The organism is Rhodococcus olei, from assembly GCF_039540555.1.
GTDB lineage: Bacteria > Actinomycetota > Actinomycetes > Mycobacteriales > Mycobacteriaceae > Rhodococcus_G > Rhodococcus_G olei.
This window is the reverse complement of record NZ_BAABFB010000059.1, coordinates 351,701-368,099: the sequence shown is the minus strand read 5'-3', so window position 1 is coordinate 368,099 and position 16,399 is coordinate 351,701. Positions and strand designations below refer to the sequence as shown.

The following is a 16,399-nucleotide window of genomic DNA, read 5'->3' as shown; positions in this document are numbered from 1 at the left end:
CGCGGCGACGGCGGCGGCGTTGCGGGAGGTGTTGCCGGGCGCGCGGTTGCACAACCTGTACGGCCCGACCGAGGCGGCCGTGGACGTGACGTTCCACGAGGTGACCGACGCCGACGAGGTGTCGGTGCCGATCGGCGCTCCGGTGTGGAACACGCGGGTGTTCGTGTTGGATGCGCGGTTGCGTCCGGTGCCGGTCGGTGTGCCGGGCGAGCTGTACCTGGCGGGAGTGCAGCTGGCCCGCGGGTACGTGGGGCGGGTGGACCTGACGTCGGATCGGTTCGTCGCGAACCCGTTCGCTGTCGGCGAGCGGATGTACCGCACCGGTGACCTGGTGTCGTGGAACGGTTCCGGTGAGCTCGAGTACCTCGGGCGCACGGATTTCCAGGTGAAGGTGCGGGGTCTGCGGATCGAGCTCGGGGAGATCGAGGCGGCGCTGCTGGCCGACGACGCGGTCACCCAGGCCGTCGCGGTCGTCCGCGACGACGTCACAGTGGCGGGCGTGCTGGTCGGCTACGTGGTCACCGACGGACCGGCCGATCCGATCGCGCTGAAAGCCGCCCTGCACGATCGTCTTCCGTCCTACATGGTGCCGTCGTCGATCGTGCCCGTGAGTGAGTTCCCACTGAACTCCTCGGGCAAACTGGACCGCTCCGCCCTGCCCGCTCCTCGGATCCGGAGCGCGGAGTACCACGCACCGTCCACAGCGACCGAACTGATCGTCGCGGAGGTGTTCGCCGACCTGCTCGGCGTCGACCGAGCCGGCGCCGACGACGACTTCTTCGAACTCGGCGGCACTTCGCTGATCGCGACCCGGGTCGCCGCACGGATCGGCGCAGAACTCGGGACCACGGTTCCGGTGCTGTGGATGTTCGGGCACTCGACGGTGCAGGGGCTCGCCGCCCGAATCGACGCGGAGCACCGGGCGCCTTCGCCGGTCGACGCCGACATGGCGTTCGACGTGCTGCTGCCGCTGCGCGAGGGCGCCGACCCACTGTTCTGCGTGCACCCTGTTCTCGGACTGTCGTGGTCGTTCAGTGGACTCGCCCCGCACCTCGGGCCGGGGCGCGGCCTGTACGGGTTGCAGTCGCCGGTGTTCGCGCCGGACGGCGAGTTGCCGGCCACGATCGACGACTGGGCGGCCCGCTACGTCCGGGCGATCCGGTCGGTGCGGCCGGAGGGGCCGTACCGCGTGATCGGCTGGTCGCTGGGTGGGGTGATCGCGCACGCGATGGCGGTGCAGCTGCAGGCCGACGGCGACGAGGTCGCCCTCCTCGCGATGATGGACAGTGTCGCGGGTGCGGGGCACGGGCGCGGCGCGTCGGCGGGGCCGACCGCGCGCGACCTGATCGGCGGCCTGGTACCGGACGGCCCCGGTCAGGAGCTCGACGTCGAACTCACCGCGGATCGGGTGGCGGAACTCGCGACCCGTCTGCCCGGACCACTCGCCACGATCGGCGAGGACCGACTCGCGCGGGCGGTCGACGCCGCCGAACAGTCGACGAGGCTGATGGCGCAGCACCGGCCGGGTGTGTTCACCGGGGACGTCCTGTACTTCGCGGCCGGACGCGACGACGCGTCGGGTCGGCGGGGCGCGGCGACATGGCGGTCCGCGGTCGACGGCCTGATCGACGTCCACCCGATCGACGCGACCCATTGGGGGATGACCGCGCCGGACGCCCTCGCCGCGATCGGGGCGGTGCTCCGGGACGCGCTCGACGCCGAGCACCGGGACCGCGCTGCCGGTGTCGCTGCCTCACCGCGCCACGCCCGCGCCCGTACGTAGCCGCCGGCCGGCCACACGATGACTCGCCGACCGTGACCGCCACGGGTCACGTCTGTGTTTCGGGTGTCCGCGGATCCGGGGTCCCGGACCGGTGAACACTGTCGCCGGATGCGGCCGCACCGTGCCCGCCGGAGGCGGCGGGCACGGTGCGGTGAGGGGTCAGGGCCGGGAGGGCTCAGCCCGCGTCCAGCGTGCCGCGCACCATCTCCCAGATCTCGGTGCGTGCGGTGCCGGTCACCGGCAGGCTCGCGATCGTCAGGAACCCGTGGAACAAGCCGTCGTAGCGGCGGTGCTGCACGGGGACGCCGGCCGCCCGCAGCTGCTCGGCGTACGCGTCACCCGCCGAGCACGGCGGATCGAGTTCGGCGGTGATCACGACCGCCGGCGGCAGACCCGCGAGGGTCGCGGCCCGGGTCGGCACGAGCCGGATGTCGTCGGTTCCGTTCGGCGCGTAGGACTCCCAGTAGAACCGCATCGCCTTGGTGGTGTTGTAGTAGCCGCTGCCGTAGAGGCGGTACGACTCGGTCTCGAAGTCGTCGTCGATCACCGCGTACAGCAGGATCTGCGCCGCGATCGGCGGGCCGCCGTTGTCGCGGGCCGCCACGGACACCGTCGCCGCGAGGTTGCCGCCGGCACTGTCGCCCGCGACCGCGATCCGCGTCGGGTCGCCGCCGAAGTCGGCGGCGTTCTTCGACACCCATTCGACCGCGGCGTACATGTCGTCGTGCGCCGCGGGGGCGGGATGTTCGGGCGCGAGGCGGTAGTCCACCGAGACGACGACGGCCCCGACACCGTCCGCCATCGAGCGGCAGAACTCGTCGTGGCTGTCGAGGTCACAGAACACGAACCCGCCGCCGTGCGCGAACACCACGACGGGCAGAGTCGGGTCGTCGCGGTGCGGCCGGTAGATCCGCAGGGGGATCTCGCCGCCGGGGCCCTCGATCGTCAGATCGCGCACCTCACGCATGTCCGGCTGACGCTGCAGCGGTCCGCGGCGGCTGCGGATCACCTCCCGCAGTTCGGCGGGCTCGAACGTGGTCACGTCCGGGAAGCCGGCATCGAGGGCGGCGAGCATCTCGGCCGCATCCGGATGCACCGGGGAGCGAGTTCCGTCGTGCGAACCAGCGCTGGGATTCACTGTCGAGCCCTCCTGGAGTGTGCGTCGGTGGCGACCCGCGCGTGCGGGCGCCTGGGCCTCACGCTAGGACCGCCGGGGTCCGGCCGGGAGCCGGTCTTCCCAGTCAGTGGGCACGAACTGGGCTGCGCCGTCGCCGATTCCGGCGATTGTCCCGATGGGTGGACGCGCCCGGACCACCGGTGCCCCGCGCGCCCTACCGTCGCCCCATGGATGCCGCGAAGGTGTACGTGATCGACACCGTGGTGACGAAACCCGGCCGGGGCCGGGAATTCGTCGACCGCTACCTCTCCGAGTACGCCCCCGGCGCCCGGGAGCGCGGCATGACCCTGGATCGCGTCACGGTCAGCCCGCCGGTCTGGTTCCAGGACGAATCGAACACGGTCACCGTCACCTGGACCGTCGACGGCGCACAGGGCTGGTGGGCGATGACGTGGAAGGGACGCCCCGATCCGGCGCTCGGGACGTGGTGGTCCGGGATCGACGAACTCGTCGTCGAACGGACCCGGTCGACGGCCGCCGCCGCCGACGACGTCGAAGGGCTCGTCCATGTTTAAGGCCACCCGGTTGATCCATCTCCCCGGCGACTCCGACGCCGCCGCGTCGGATGCGCTCGTTCGGGACCTGCGCGAGCTCACGTCGCGCCTGGCGCCGCACCGATCGTTGATCCAACCGACGCTGCCCGGCGTACGCAACGGCGGCGACGTCCTGATGCACCTGCAGTTCGCCGAGCAGACCGCCTGGCACGAGTCCGAACACGACGTGGAGACACTGCTGGACGCACACCGGGCGACGAAGGTCGACGGCGTCGAATACCACGGCAGTGCCGACGGTTTCGCCGAACCCCGATCGTCCGGGTCGGTGTATCGGACCCTGCTGTTGAGGGTCGCCCCGGACACGCCCGAGCCGGCGGTGGAGCGGTTCGAGGCCGACCTGCTGCGGATGCCACGGCACATCTCGACCATCCGCGCCTGGCAGCTCAGCCGGGTCACGCGCAGCACGGGCGCCTCTCCGTGGACGCACGTCTGGGAACAGGAGTTCACCGACCTGGACGGCCTGAACGGTCCGTACCTGATGCACCCCGTCCACTGGGCCCACGTCGACCGGTGGTTCGACCCGGAGCACCCCGACGTCATCGTCCGCGACCGCGTGTGCCACAGCTTCTGCCCGTCCGACGAGGCGGTGCTGAGCTGACCCGCACAACGCCACCGGGCCGGGCGCCGACCTCCACGAAGGGGGTCCGGCTCCCGGCCCGGTGGGCACACGAAGGAGGGCAGCGGCGGTAACCGCTCAGGCGGTCTGCAGTTCCGGTCGCACGTGGGCCGAAACGCGGCCGGCGGCCGGGCCGCCGCGCAGCGGACGCGCCTGCTGGAGGGTCGGCTGCACCCGCACCGGACCACCCTCGATGCTGCGCCAGATGCCCAGCGCCGTCATCCGCACCGGTGCGGCCATCCGGTGGTCGAGCCCCATCTGCGCGACCGGACCACACACCGACACCGCCGCGACGGCCTCGCCGATGTTGCCGATCGGGGCCGCGACGCAGGCGAACCCGGGCAGCGACTCCTCGCGCTCGTAGGCGATGCCGTGCGCCCGGACCTTGCCGAGTTCGGTCCGCAGCTGCGCGGGGGTGGAGATCGAGTACTTCGTCTTTCGGGTCGCCAGCGCATCGTCGAGGGCGGTCAGCTGATCGTCGTCGGCGAACCCGAGCATCGCCTTGCCGACCGCGGTGCAGTGCGCGGGCTGGCGACCGCCGACCCGGGTCGGGATCGCGGCGGCCATCCGGCCGCCGATCTTCTCCAGGTAGACGACGTCGGTTCCGTCGAGAACCGCGAGGTGCACGACGTGGCCGGTGACCCGGTGCAGTTCGTGCAGCAGGGGCAGCGCGGCCCGGTGCAGCCGGTCCTGGTGCACCGCGAGCGAGCCGAGTTCGACCAGCCGCATGCCGAGCTCGTAGTCGCGACCCTGCCTGCGCAGCCAGCGCAGCTGAACGAGTCGGTCGAGCATCCGGTGCGCGGAGGACCGCGGCAGACCGGTGCGACGCACGATCTGCGCGAGCGTCAGGCGTCCGGGACCGTCGAAGGCATCCAGGACCAGGGACACGCGATCGAGGACGGCGCTCGGGGTGTTGGCTTCGAGCTGAGTGGTCATGGGACCTCCGGACGTGAGGGCGGCTGGGGCGGCGGGGGCCTGGCTCGCGGGCGGTGCTTCGGACCGGCGAGGGTTCCGATCCGATGTATTCCTAATAGGAATATACCTATTGATAGCACGCCAAAATGTGTCCTGTCACACACGACCTCGAGGTCTGTTTTTCCCGCTACATGGAACAAGGGCCCCGGATCGACCTGTGTCGATCCGGGACCCTTGCCCTTGACCTGCGGTTATCGACCGCTGAGCGGGATCACCCCTTGGCCGCGGAGCGCCCCGCACGACGCCCGAAAAAACTTCCGTCGCCGAGCGACGCACCGCTCGCGTAGCCCCCCGCCGAGACGCCGGCGGTGCACCGGCCGGCCGCGAACAGGCCCGGAATCGGCTCCCCGGAGACGTGAAGCACCTCCGACTCGACACTCGTGCGCAGACCGCCGAGCGTGAACCCGCCGGTGAACCCGCGCAGGTCGATCGCCGCGACCGGCGAACCGATCGGGCGGACCCACTCGGACTTCTTGCCGAGCACCGGATCCTCGCCGTTCGCGGCGTGCCGGTTGTAGACCTCGACGGTGGCCTGCAGCGTGCCTGCGGGCAGCCCCATTTCCGACTCGAGCTCCTCGACGGTCTCGCACACCCAGCTCGGCTGGTGCCGCAGGAACGGGGTCGCCGTGGGCGTGGCCAGCGCCTCCTCGTACGCGGCCTCGTCGATCACCAGGAACGACTGGTTCTGGTTCTCGATCAGCGTGGCCTGGCCCACCCGGCCGGGGTAGGTGTCCTCGTTGATGTAGCGCTGGCCGCGGCCGTTGACCAGGATCCCGCGGATGAACAGCTGCGGGTCGCAGAAGAACGCCACCTCGGTCGCGTCCATGTGGGCCAGGTCGGCACCGAGGGCCTGGGCGATCTGGATGGCCTTGCCGTCGTGTTCCTCGATCGACGCGGCCGGCCGGCCGACCAGCCGCGGCGCGTGGGCCTCGACCATCCGGTCGTTGTAGGCGAAGCTGCCGGTCGCCAGCACCACACCGCGGCGGGCCCGGATGGTGACCTCCTTGCCGTACTGCGTCGCGACCAGGCCCACCACCCGGCCCGACTCGTCGACCACCAGCGTCTGTACGCGGGTGTCGTACACCGAGCGGACCCCGAGCTCCGTCGCGGTGTCGGTGAGCGGCTTCATCAGCATGTATCCGCCGCCGCGCTCGCCGCCGGACTGCTTGTCCGCCATCTGCGGCACGTGGCCGCGCGGCGCGGGCGGGATGGTCGCGGCGAACGGGGCCGCGTTCTCGCCGCCGGTGTACTGCAGACCGTCGTCGCCCGGCGGCTCCCAGCCCGGCTCGCCCCAGAAGCTCTCCTTGAACGGCACGCCGCACTCGACCAGCCAGCCGTAGTGGTCGACGCTGCCCTCGCAGTAGGCGTCGATCTTCTCGGCGTCGACGCCGGGGCCGAGCGCCGCCGTCATGAACGCCTTCATGCTCTCGACGGAATCCTCGAAGCCGCACGCCTTCTGGAGCGGAGTTCCGCCGCCCAGATAGATGAACCCGCCGGCCATCGCGGCCGCCCCGCCCCAACCGCCGGTGCGTTCGAGCACCAGCACGTCTGCGCCCTCCTGGGCCGCGGCCACGGCCGCGGACGCGCCCGCGACGCCGTAGCCGGCCACGACCACGTCGGCCTCGTGGTCCCACCGCTCGACCGCAGCGGCCGGTCGGGGTCGCAGTCCTCCCGAATTGCTCACCATGACAACACCTTTCAAATTGCGTCGGGGGTTCGGCTGTGCGGGCGACCCTGCACCCGGTACCGACATCGCGCCGGCGGAGGACGCCGAGCGGTGGACGGCCGGAAGTGATCTCTGCCACGCCGTGGCGCCCATCCTTTACCCGCCGTCGCCGGTTCCGGACCCGATGTCCCACCCTCCGGGAGAACCGTCGAACCACGTCCGGCGGGCGCCGCCGCCGGAGAGCCGGACAACGCGCCGGGTCCGAAAACGCCTCGCGGGCGGCCCGGAAATCCGGACCGCCCGCGAGGGAGGGTGTGCATCTCGGTTACATCGCCGCCAGCGGCTCGCTACCGGACCAGTCGTGGCCCCAGTAGCTGTCGGCGGTGATCTCCTCGGCCGAGTAGTACTTCTCGTCCACCCGCTTGCCCTCGGTGCCGAACTCGACGTCCCAGCCTCCGGGCGCCCGCACGTAGAAGGAGACCATCTTGTCGTTGGTGTGCCGACCGAGCGTCGAGGACACCGAGAAGCCGTCCCGGACGACCCGGTCGAGCGCCTGGCCGACCGCGTCGAGGGTGTCGACCTCGACCATGATGTGCACCAGTCCGGGCGCGCCGCCGTGCGGAGCCGGGCACAGCGCGAGGCTGTGGTGCCGCTCGTTCACGCCGAGGAACCGCACACGCATCGGGCCGAACTCCGGCGGAGCCGGGATCCGGAACGCGCCGCGCGGCAGGAAGCCGAGCACGTCGGTGTAGAAGTTGAAGCTGCCGTTCGGGTCCATGGTCGGGAGCACCACGTGTCCCAGGCCCTGGTCACCGGTGACGAACTTCGCCCCGAACGGGGTCACGACCGGGCTGTGGTCGAGCACCGCACCGTGGAAGATCTCCAGCGTCGCACCGGTCGGATCCTGGAAGGTGATGACCTCCTCGACACGGCGGGCGTCGGCCTCCTCGAGGGAGAGCGGCTTGACCGCGATGCCGGCGGCCTCGACGGCCTTCTGCACGCGCACGAGGGCGGCGTGGTCGCGGACCTCCCAGCCGATGGTGACGACCTCGTCGGTGTCACCGGGCACCACCGTGATGCGGGCGGCGCGCTCGTCCATCCGCAGGTACAGCGCGTCCGGGTTCGGGCCGCTGCCCTCGGCGAAGCCGAGGACGTCGAACGCGAAGGTGCGCCAACGATCCATGTCGTTGGTCTGGACCGTGATGTAACCCAGTCCCTTGATGTCGGTCATGTCTGGTGTCTTCCTGTGTGGTCGGAGTCCGGTCAGATCATCGCGCGCAGGTTCTGCGGCGGGTCGATCCCGAGAGAGCTGAGCGCGGACGCGTGGTACACCGTGCTCGGGACGTGGATGGCGTGGTTGAGACCCGCGTGGGCGTCGCGCCAGAACCGCTGCAGCGGCTTGTCCTCACGCAGCGCGTTGCCGCCGGAACGGGCGAAGATCGTGTCGACGGACTGGACGGCGCGCCAGGCCGCGCGGACCTGGGTGCGACGCCCGGCGGCCCGACGCTCGAAGTCGATCTCCTTGCCGGCCTCGGTCAGGTCCCACATCTGGTCGACGTTCGCCAGCAGCGCCTCACGGGCCGCGGAGATGTCCGCGGCGGCCTCGCCGATCGCGAACAGCACGTACGGGTCGTCCTTGATCGCGGTGCCCTGGGCGCCGACGCGGTCGCGCTGGTAGTCCAGGTGCGCGGCCAGCGCACCCTCCGCGATGCCGATGACCGCCGACGAGATGCCGAGCGGGAACATCGTCGACCACGGCATCTTGTACAGGGTGTCGGTGACGCCGTACTCGCGCTGCGCGGTGCCGTCGATCACGTGGTCGCCGTTCATCACCCGGTAGTCGGGGACGAACGCGTCCTTGACGATGATGTCCTTGGAGCCGGTGCCCTTGAGGCCCACCACGTTCCACGAGTCCTCGACGATCTCGTAGTCCTTGCGCGGCAGGATCATGTGCAGCATCGTCGGCGGCATGATCGGGTTGCCGTCCTTGTCGCCGAGCAGGGCGCCGAGGAAGATCCAGTCACAGTGGTCGGTGCCGGAGCTGAACTGCCAGCGGCCGTTGAAGATGTAGCCACCCTCGACGGGGACCGCGACGCCGGTGGGAGCGTACGGCGACGCGATCCAGGTGTTGTCGTCCTCGCCCCACACCTCCTCCTGCACCTTCGGGTCGGCGAAGGCCAGCTGCCACGGGTGCACACCGACGATGCCGCACACCCAGCCGGTGGCGCCGTCGTAGGACGCGGCCTTCATCACGGTCTCGGCGAACTCGCGCGGGTGCGCCTCGAAGCCGCCGTACTGCTTCGGCTGCAGCAGCTTGATCGCGCCGGCATCCTTGAGCTTCTTCGCGGTCGAGTCGGGCAGCTTGTTCAGCCGCTCGGCCTCGGTGGCCTGCTCGCGCAGCTCGTCGGCGAGCGCGACGATGTTGTCGAGAACCTTGTTGGTCATTGAACTTCCTTCGATTTCTTAAGAATTACCGCTGTTGCAGTGCTTTTCGACGCGGATCAGACGTTCGCCTGGAGCGGGACGACACCGTTGGCGATGTTGTCGGCGACCTCGGCCTCCCAGCTCTGCACGGCCCGGTCGGTGTCGATCTCGAACTCGAACCGCTTGGTCATGTCCTCGGTGACGTCCTCGACGTCGACGTAGAACTGCTTGTACCAACGGCGCAGCTGGTAGACGGGGCCGTCCTCCTCGGACAGCAGCGGGTTGTCGATCGGAGACTTGTTCTTCCAGATCTCGACGTCCTGCTCGAAGCCCATCTCGACGCCCTCGGCGAACTGCTTGGCCATCGCCTCGGCCTGCTCGTCGGAAACACCCTGCGGCTTCTTGACCATCGCGCCGTACTGCAGCACGAAGGAGTTGTCCGAGACCGGGTAGTGGCAGTTGATCAGCACGGTCTCGATCGTCATGCCCTGGGCGTCGCTCCAGAGCCAGTCGATCATGTAGGACGGGCCGAAGTACGAGGCGTCCGACCGCAGGGTCGAGTTCGGGTCGTCGTAGCTGGTGCCGACCGAGATGTCGTGGCGCGGCGTCGACTTCATGTACTGCGTGGCGACGTGGCCCTCGAAGACGTTCTTGAAGAACCGCGGGAACGAGTAGTGCACGTAGAAGAAGTGCGCCATGTCCACGACGTTGTCGACGATCTCACGGCAGTGCGAACCCTCGATCAGCATCGAGTTCCAGGTCCAGTCGGTCCACTCGTCGGAGCCGAAGCCCTCGATCTCGGGGATCGTGACCTCGTCGGTCGGCTTGCTGCCCTGCGGGTCGTGCCAGACGAACAGCTGGCCGTTGCGCTCGAGGGTCGGCCAGGCGCGGGTGCGGGCGAGCGGCGGGACACGGCGGGCGTAGGGGATGCCGGTGCACTTGCCGTTGCCGCCCCAACGCCAGTCGTGGAACGGGCACGCGATCGAGTCGCCCTTGACGGTGCCGTGGGCGAGGTTGCCGCCCATGTGCCGGCAGTACGCGTCGAGCACGTTGATCTTGCCGTCGGACTCGGACTGGAAGACGACCAGCGACGTGCCGAACGCGTCGATCTGGTGCGGCTTGCCGTCCTGGAAGGACTTCAGCAGTCCGAGGCAGTGCCATCCACGGGCAAACCGGGTCGGGGCGGCGGCCGCCTCGATCATCCGGACCTCGTCGGCGGCGTTGTGGGGCTGCAGCGCCATCGTTACCTTCTCTCTCACGCTCTAGCTCACCCAACCGGGTGTGATGCACCTCATATTCGACGGGACCGGTCCCGAATTTCATCGGGGCTTCCCGATCAGCGGGAAGCTTTCGACCCCGCCCAGCACTCCGGTCCGTGCAGGCTCCCGATCAGCGGGAACAACACGATCGCGGAGTCGAGGACAGGCCTAGCGTCACCATCAGTCGGGACCGATCGGAGGCACGGACATGAACACGACCCTGCTGGCAGACGCACGGCCCACCGCGGTGCCGGACGGACGGTTCACCGTGGACCGCGACCGGATCCGGGCCTTCGCGGACGCCACCGGATGCACTCACCGGGCCTACCGGGAGGACCACGCCGTCGTCCCGCCAACCTACCTGTGCGGAACCGACTCGGTCGAGGGTGCCCAGGGCGTCGCGTCCGAACGCGACTGCCGCTTCTTCGGCGCACCCCCGCGGGCAGGCGACCAGCTGACCGTGACCGTGCGGGACGGCGAGCACGACCGGATCACCGAGTACCGCGACGCCGATGGCCGACTGATTGCCGACGCGTGGACGCAGGGCGCAGGCGGCGACACCGCGGTCGTCGGACAGCTCGCGAACTACGCCACCGACTGGCTCGGTCCGGAGTCGGTGCGCCGCTTCCGCACCCGGCTGCTGACCGCGGTCGCCGACGACGAGCAGCTGTCGTGCACCGGTGAGGTGGTGCAGGAGTACACCGCCGACGGCGAGACCCGGGTCGACGTCGTCCTCACCGCCACCGGCCGGAGCGGCCTGGTCGCGGCCCGCGCCTGGGCCACCTTCGCCCGCGCCGCCTGATCCGCCCAGGACCGGCCTGACCGCCCGGGATTGGCGCCCTGCCCGCAGGACCGCCGGCCGACGCGGGAACGCGTCGTCCGCTGCATCCGATTGTGATGCGGGACAGGGCTTCTCGTCACCCCGGCATCGCCGTGCAGGGTCGAACCTGCCTCGACGCCGGGACCCCGGCACGTGCCCGGCCGACGTCCGGCGCCCTCCCTACCCGACCGGGCGGGCACCCGTGCGCGGATCGCGAGCGTCCGTCGACCGAGCGGCGGCGTCGGCCGGCGCGTGCTCGGCATCGGCCGGCGCGCGCACCAACCGCGCGGCCACCGCGAGACAGCCCACGAGAATCAGCAGACCGTGCGCGATGCGCAGCCACGGCGGCGCGAAGAACTGCGGCAGGAACAGGACGAAGCCGGCGGCGAGCACCCACGCCTGCCAGCCGCCCAGGACGCGGGCGAACAGCACTGCGCCGACGGCGATCGAGATCAGGCCGGCCCCGAACATCACCATCGCGGCCGGTGCGTACCGGATGGGTTCGGCGAGATCGACGAGGCCGAACGCCCCGGTCCGCTGGGCTTCGGCGCCGAGCTCGTGGAGTGCGAACGTCTCCGCCCCGTAGTAGGGCAGGACCAACCCCACCCCGATCCCCAGGACGACCGTCCCCGAGTCCGTCACGCGGCGGATCGCGAGCACGAGCGTGATGAACCCGACCATCGCGCAGACGTGAGCGGCCACCCAGAGCGGCGACCCGAAGGCCGCCGCTCCCGCTGGTCCGGCCTCGCTGGAGTAGGGACGCAGCACCGGATACGTCGCGAAGAGGATTCCGGTGATCACGAACAAGCCGGCGGTGGATCGACGTTCTGTCATCGCTGCCCTCCCGGTCGGGGAGAGCGGCGCTCTCCTCTGAGAGCAGTATTCACCCGACCGGGGTGAGACACAAGAGCAGTGCTCTCATTTCACCTCCGCGTCACCCTCCGTGCATCCGCGGAGGCGCCCGACTCAGCGGGTGACCATGTCCTCCGGACCCCAGATCGCCTTCATGCTGGTGATCTTGGCGTCGTCGTCGAAGGTCATCACGTCGATGACGGAGATCTCGACCTTCTGCTCACCCATGTGGGTGGTGAGGGTGAAGTTGAACGCGGCGGTGTCGGCGGCGATCTTCACGATGCCGAGCTCGACCGTCTGCTCGAGCGGCTCGATGATGCCGTAGAACTCGCGGAGCGACTCCACGGTCGTGCGGGGGTCGGTGCCGACCGGATCCTCGACCGTCGCGCCGGGCGCGTACAGCGCCAGCACGTCGTCGACGGTGCCCCCGGCGACCGACTTCACGTAGGTCTCGATGGTGTTGAGAATGCTCTCGCGTGACGGCGCCATGCCTGATTCCCTTCGATTTCTGCAACACGTTCCAGAATCCGAGGGTACAAGGCCGGCAGCGCCGGGGTATCGAATCCGCGATCGCCGGGCACCGGAGACACCGGTGGCCCGGCGATCCACCGATCACCGGGCCACGGGGCCGAGCGCGTCACCGGGTCACTTGACGATGTTGACCATCTTGCCGGGGACGACGATCACCTTGCGGGGGGTGTTGCCGTCCAGGAAGGCGACGATCTTCTCGTCGGCGAGGGCCGCCGCCTCGATGACCTTCGGGTCGGCGTCCGCGGCGACGGTGATGCGGCTGCGGACCTTGCCGTTGACCTGGATCGGGTACTCGACCGAGTCCTCGACCAGCCACTTCTCGTCCGCGGTCGGGAACGGGCCGTGCGCGAGGGACGTCTCGTTCCCGAGCCGCGACCACAGTTCCTCGGCGATGTGCGGGGCCACCGGCGCGAGCATCAGCACCAGCGGCTCGACCGCCGACCGCGGCGCCCCGCCCGGGTAGGACTTCGTCAGGTGGTTGGTCAGCTCGATCAGCTTCGCGACCGCGGTGTTGTCCCGCAGCCCGGTGTAGTCCGCGTTGACCCCGTCGATCGCCTTGTTCAGCGCCCGCAGCGTGTCCTCGGTCGGCTCGGTGTCGGTGACCCGCACCGCGCCGGTCTCCTCGTCGACGACGGTCCGCCACACGCGCTGCAGGAACCGCTGCGCACCGACGACGTCCTTGGTCGCCCACGGCCGCGACGTGTCCAGCGGACCCATCGACATCTCGTACACGCGGAGCGTGTCGGCGCCGTACTCGTCGCAGATCTCGTCCGGCGCAACGGCGTTCTTCAGGGACTTGCCCATCTTGCCGTACTCGCGGTTGACCTCGGCGCCCTCGTGGAAGAACTTGCCGTCCTCCTCGACGACGTCGGCGGCCGGCACGTACACGCCGCGGCTGTCGGTGTACGCGTACGCCTGGATGTAGCCCTGGTTGTAGAGGCGGCGGTACGGCTCCGACGAGCTGACGTGGCCGAGGTCGAAGAGCACCTTGTGCCAGAACCGCGAGTACAGCAGGTGCAGCACCGCGTGCTCGACACCGCCGACGTACAGGTCCAGGCCACCCGGATCGTTCGGGCCGTGCAGTTCCGGCCGCGGACCCATCCAGTACTGCTCGTTCTCCTTGGCGCAGAACGCTTCCCGGTTGGTGGGGTCGATGTAGCGGAGCTGGTACCAGGAGCTGCCAGCCCACTGCGGCATCACGTTGGTGTCGCGGTGGTAGTTCTTCAGGCCGTCGCCGAGGTCCAGCTCGACGTCGACCCACTCCGAGGCCTTCGCCAGCGGCGGCGACGGCTCCGAGTTCGCGTCGTCCGGGTCGAACGACACGGGCGCGTAGTCCTCGACCTCCGGGAGTTCCACCGGCAGAGCAGATTCCGGCAGGGGATGCGCGAATCCCTCGTCGTCGTAGACGACCGGGAACGGCTCGCCCCAGTACCGCTGCCGGGCGAACAGCCAGTCCCGCAGCTTGTACTGCACGGTGCCCACGCCGCGACCGTCGGCCTCGAGGTGCGCGATGACCGCGGCCTTCGCCTCGTCCACCGACTTGCCTTCGAGGAAGCCGGAATTCACCAGCAGGCCGTCACCGGTGTACGCGCCCTCGGTGACGTCGCCACCGGAGATGACCTCGACGATCGGCAGGCCGAACGCGGTCGCGAAGTCCCAGTCGCGGGCGTCGTGGCCGGGCACCGCCATCACGGCTCCGGTGCCGTAACCGGTGAGCACGTAGTCGGCGATGAACACCGGAACCTTCCGTCCGTTCACCGGATTCACGGCGTAGGAGCCGAGGAAGACGCCGGTCTTCTCCTTGTTCTCCTGGCGTTCGAGGTCCGACTTCGCGGCGATCGCGGCGCGGTAGGCGGCGACGGCCTCGGTCGGGGTGGCCGCGCCACCGGTCCAGCGCGGGTCGGTGCCCTCCGGGTAGACGTCGGCGACCAGCGTGTCGACGAGGTCGTGCTCGGGGGCCAGCGCGACGTAGGTGGCGCCGAACAGGGTGTCCGAGCGCGTGGTGAACACCTCGATGTCGTGGTCCGGCGTCGCGACACCGTGCTCACGGTGCGCGGCGAACTTCACACGCGCGCCCTGGCTGCGGCCGATCCAGTTGCGCTGCATGGACTTGACCTTCTCCGGCCAGTCCAGGTACTCGAGGTCGTCGGTCAACCGGTCGGAGTACGCGGTGATCCGCATCATCCACTGGCGCAGGTGCTTGCGGAACACCGGGAAGTTGCCGCGCTCGGAGCGGCCGTCCGCGGTGACCTCCTCGTTCGCCAGCACGGTGCCCAGACCGGGGCACCAGTTGACCATCGAATCCGACTGGTACACAAGGCGATACGAGTCGATCTCGGCACGCCGCTCGGCGACCGAGAGCGCCGACCAGGCTCGCCCGTCGGCCGGGGTGCGGGCACCCGAGGCGAACTCGGCCTCGAGTTCGGACACCGGCCGGGCGCGGTTCAGGTCCGTGTCGTACCAGGCGTTGTAGATCTGCAGGAAGATCCACTGCGTCCAGTGGTAGAAGTCCACGTCGGTGGTGGCGACGCTGCGACGCTCGTCGTGCCCGAGACCGAGCCGGCGCAGCTGCCGCTTCATGTTCTCGATGTTCGCCTCGGTGGTGGTGCGCGGGTGGGTACCCGTCTGCACCGCGTACTGCTCGGCCGGCAGACCGAACGCGTCGTACCCGAGGGTGTGCAGCACGTTGTGACCGTGCATCCGGTGGAAGCGCGCGAACACGTCGGTCGCGATGTAGCCGAGCGGGTGGCCGACGTGCAGGCCCGCACCCGACGGGTAGGGGAACATGTCCTGGACGAACAGCTTGTCCGCGGGAAGCTCACCCGCCAGGTCACCGACCGGGTTCGGGGCGTTGAAGGTGCCGCGCTCGCGCCACCGGTCCTGCCACCGTGCCTCGATACGGCCCGCGTGGTCCGCGGTGTACCGGTGCTGAGGGGTCGCGCCGTCGGCTGGCTGCTGCACTGACTCGGTCACTGATTCGCTGTCTTCTCTGCGCTGGGGGCTGGAAGGAGCGTGCGGGTCGTGGTCCCGGCCCACCCGACTGCTCCGCGGTCAAGGACACCGCACCCGGATTCCGGGCAGGGTTTCCCGACACCAGCCTAAAGCGTGCCCCTCGTCGGCCCGCCGCTCGGTCCCCGCCGTACCCTGGTGGCCGTGCTCATCGTTGCCTCCGTGCTGTTCGTCGTAGCCCTCGTCGTCGGAGGGGTCGCGGTCGCCGGGATGGCCGGGCGGCTGCCGCGCAACCGCTGGGCCGGGGTCCGCACCCCCGACACCCTCGCCTCCGAGGAGACCTTCCGTCTGGCCAACCGGATCGCCGGACCGACCATGGCCGCGGCCGCGCTGCTGCTGGTCATCGGCGGTATCGGCGCACTGACGCTGGGCACCGTCGGCGGCCTCGCCGTCGCCGCCGTGTCCGTCGTGGCGGCCCTGGTCACCGCCGGATACGGCGGCACCGCCGGCGCCCGCGCGGCCGCCGCGGTCGCGCCCGCCGGCTGCGGGGAGGCCTGCGGCTGCGGCAGCGCCCCCCAGGACACCGGGGACGCGGCCGCCACGACCTCGGTGTGCGCCACCGAGTCGCCCGACGACGCGGCCGCCGCCGCCGACTGCGGGGTGGGCTCCTGTGCCTCCTGCTCCCTCAAGGGCGCCTGCCTGCCGGGCTGAGCGTCCACGGCCTCCGGTGAGTGATCTTCACCCCCCATCCGGGTGAAGATCACTCACGGGCGCGGAGCGCTGGTTGAATCGG

14 protein-coding genes are annotated in these 16,399 nt (G+C 70.3%); 5 read left to right on the top strand and 9 right to left on the bottom strand.

All coding sequences use genetic code 11. The features are described 5' to 3' along the window. The coding region (locus ABD951_RS19945; RefSeq protein WP_345348987.1) for a thioesterase domain-containing protein at window positions 1-1,783 on the top strand (1,783 nt) is incomplete at its 5' end. Between the two features lie 175 nt (window positions 1,784-1,958). Here ABD951_RS19945 and ABD951_RS19940 read toward each other — a convergent pair. After that, window positions 1,959-2,858, bottom strand: coding sequence for an alpha/beta hydrolase (locus tag ABD951_RS19940; protein ID WP_345349045.1), 900 nt, complete (start codon window positions 2,856-2,858; stop codon window positions 1,959-1,961). A 269-nt stretch (window positions 2,859-3,127) separates the two neighbouring features. On the opposite strand from ABD951_RS19940, the gene ABD951_RS19935 reads away from it, so the two are divergent. Together ABD951_RS19935 and ABD951_RS19930 are read left to right on the top strand one after the other, a co-directional pair. Further along, complete coding sequence (locus ABD951_RS19935; protein WP_345348984.1) at window positions 3,128-3,475, top strand: hypothetical protein; 348 nt, start codon at window positions 3,128-3,130, stop codon at window positions 3,473-3,475. Then, window positions 3,468-4,112 carry a Dabb family protein gene (locus ABD951_RS19930; RefSeq protein ID WP_345348981.1) on the top strand — a complete coding sequence of 215 codons (645 nt, stop codon included), beginning with the start codon at window positions 3,468-3,470 and terminating at the stop codon, window positions 4,110-4,112. The genes ABD951_RS19935 and ABD951_RS19930 overlap by 8 nt, the downstream gene beginning before the upstream one ends. A gap of 96 nt (window positions 4,113-4,208) precedes the next feature. Here ABD951_RS19930 and ABD951_RS19925 read toward each other — a convergent pair whose 3' ends face one another. The 5 genes from ABD951_RS19925 to ABD951_RS19905 all read right to left on the bottom strand — a co-directional run bounded on the left by ABD951_RS19925 (window position 4,209) and on the right by ABD951_RS19905 (window position 10,436). After that, on the bottom strand, window positions 4,209-5,066 hold the full coding sequence (locus ABD951_RS19925) for an IclR family transcriptional regulator (RefSeq protein ID WP_345348978.1): 858 nt from the start codon (window positions 5,064-5,066) through the stop codon (window positions 4,209-4,211). Window positions 5,067-5,316: 250 nt separating this feature from the next. After that, the gene (locus tag ABD951_RS19920) at window positions 5,317-6,792 is read right to left on the bottom strand and encodes an FAD-dependent oxidoreductase (RefSeq protein WP_425569894.1); all 1,476 of its coding nucleotides are present in this window, start codon (window positions 6,790-6,792) and stop codon (window positions 5,317-5,319) included. A gap of 304 nt (window positions 6,793-7,096) precedes the next feature. Then, on the bottom strand, window positions 7,097-8,002 hold the full coding sequence (gene bphC / locus ABD951_RS19915) for a biphenyl-2,3-diol 1,2-dioxygenase (protein ID WP_345348975.1): 906 nt from the start codon (window positions 8,000-8,002) through the stop codon (window positions 7,097-7,099). Between the two features lie 32 nt (window positions 8,003-8,034). Next, window positions 8,035-9,216 (bottom strand): acyl-CoA dehydrogenase family protein, encoded by a 1,182-nt coding sequence (locus tag ABD951_RS19910; RefSeq protein WP_345348973.1) that lies wholly within the window; start codon window positions 9,214-9,216, stop codon window positions 8,035-8,037. A gap of 56 nt (window positions 9,217-9,272) precedes the next feature. Continuing rightward, window positions 9,273-10,436, bottom strand: a complete 1,164-nt coding sequence (locus ABD951_RS19905; RefSeq protein WP_345349039.1) for a 3-ketosteroid-9-alpha-monooxygenase, oxygenase component — start codon at window positions 10,434-10,436, stop codon at window positions 9,273-9,275. A gap of 226 nt (window positions 10,437-10,662) precedes the next feature. Between ABD951_RS19905 and ABD951_RS19900 the strand changes: the two genes are divergently transcribed. Then, entirely contained in the window at window positions 10,663-11,256 is a 594-nt protein-coding gene (locus tag ABD951_RS19900) for a hotdog family protein (protein WP_345348970.1), read from the top strand. Between the two features lie 198 nt (window positions 11,257-11,454). Here ABD951_RS19900 and ABD951_RS19895 read toward each other — a convergent pair whose 3' ends face one another. The 3 genes from ABD951_RS19895 to leuS form a co-directional block, all read right to left on the bottom strand. Further along, entirely contained in the window at window positions 11,455-12,108 is a 654-nt protein-coding gene (locus tag ABD951_RS19895; protein ID WP_345348967.1) for a hypothetical protein, read from the bottom strand. A 132-nt stretch (window positions 12,109-12,240) separates the two neighbouring features. After that, window positions 12,241-12,615 carry a nuclear transport factor 2 family protein gene (locus ABD951_RS19890; protein WP_345348964.1) on the bottom strand — a complete coding sequence of 125 codons (375 nt, stop codon included), beginning with the start codon at window positions 12,613-12,615 and terminating at the stop codon, window positions 12,241-12,243. Between the two features lie 156 nt (window positions 12,616-12,771). Continuing rightward, window positions 12,772-15,630 carry a leucine--tRNA ligase gene (leuS, locus tag ABD951_RS19885; protein WP_345348961.1) on the bottom strand — a complete coding sequence of 953 codons (2,859 nt, stop codon included), beginning with the start codon at window positions 15,628-15,630 and terminating at the stop codon, window positions 12,772-12,774. 180 nt (window positions 15,631-15,810) lie between these two features. Between leuS and ABD951_RS19880 the strand changes: the two genes are divergently transcribed. Beyond that, window positions 15,811-16,317, top strand: a complete 507-nt coding sequence (locus ABD951_RS19880; RefSeq protein WP_425569893.1) for an SdpI family protein — start codon at window positions 15,811-15,813, stop codon at window positions 16,315-16,317. The last annotated feature ends 82 nt before the right edge of the window (window positions 16,318-16,399 follow it).

Coding starts and splice junctions, on each gene's coding strand:
- ABD951_RS19900 (WP_345348970.1), top strand. CDS start 10,663: ATGAACACGACCCTGCTGGCAGACGCACGGCCCACCGCGGTGCCGGAC.
- ABD951_RS19940 (WP_345349045.1), bottom strand. CDS start 2,858: ATGCTCGCCGCCCTCGATGCCGGCTTCCCGGACGTGACCACGTTCGAG.
- ABD951_RS19930 (WP_345348981.1), top strand. CDS start 3,468: ATGTTTAAGGCCACCCGGTTGATCCATCTCCCCGGCGACTCCGACGCC.
- ABD951_RS19890 (WP_345348964.1), bottom strand. CDS start 12,615: ATGGCGCCGTCACGCGAGAGCATTCTCAACACCATCGAGACCTACGTG.
- ABD951_RS19935 (WP_345348984.1), top strand. CDS start 3,128: ATGGATGCCGCGAAGGTGTACGTGATCGACACCGTGGTGACGAAACCC.
- ABD951_RS19895 (WP_345348967.1), bottom strand. CDS start 12,108: ATGACAGAACGTCGATCCACCGCCGGCTTGTTCGTGATCACCGGAATC.
- ABD951_RS19905 (WP_345349039.1), bottom strand. CDS start 10,436: ATGGCGCTGCAGCCCCACAACGCCGCCGACGAGGTCCGGATGATCGAG.
- ABD951_RS19910 (WP_345348973.1), bottom strand. CDS start 9,216: ATGACCAACAAGGTTCTCGACAACATCGTCGCGCTCGCCGACGAGCTG.
- ABD951_RS19925 (WP_345348978.1), bottom strand. CDS start 5,066: ATGACCACTCAGCTCGAAGCCAACACCCCGAGCGCCGTCCTCGATCGC.
- ABD951_RS19920 (WP_425569894.1), bottom strand. CDS start 6,792: ATGGTGAGCAATTCGGGAGGACTGCGACCCCGACCGGCCGCTGCGGTC.
- bphC (WP_345348975.1), bottom strand. CDS start 8,002: ATGACCGACATCAAGGGACTGGGTTACATCACGGTCCAGACCAACGAC.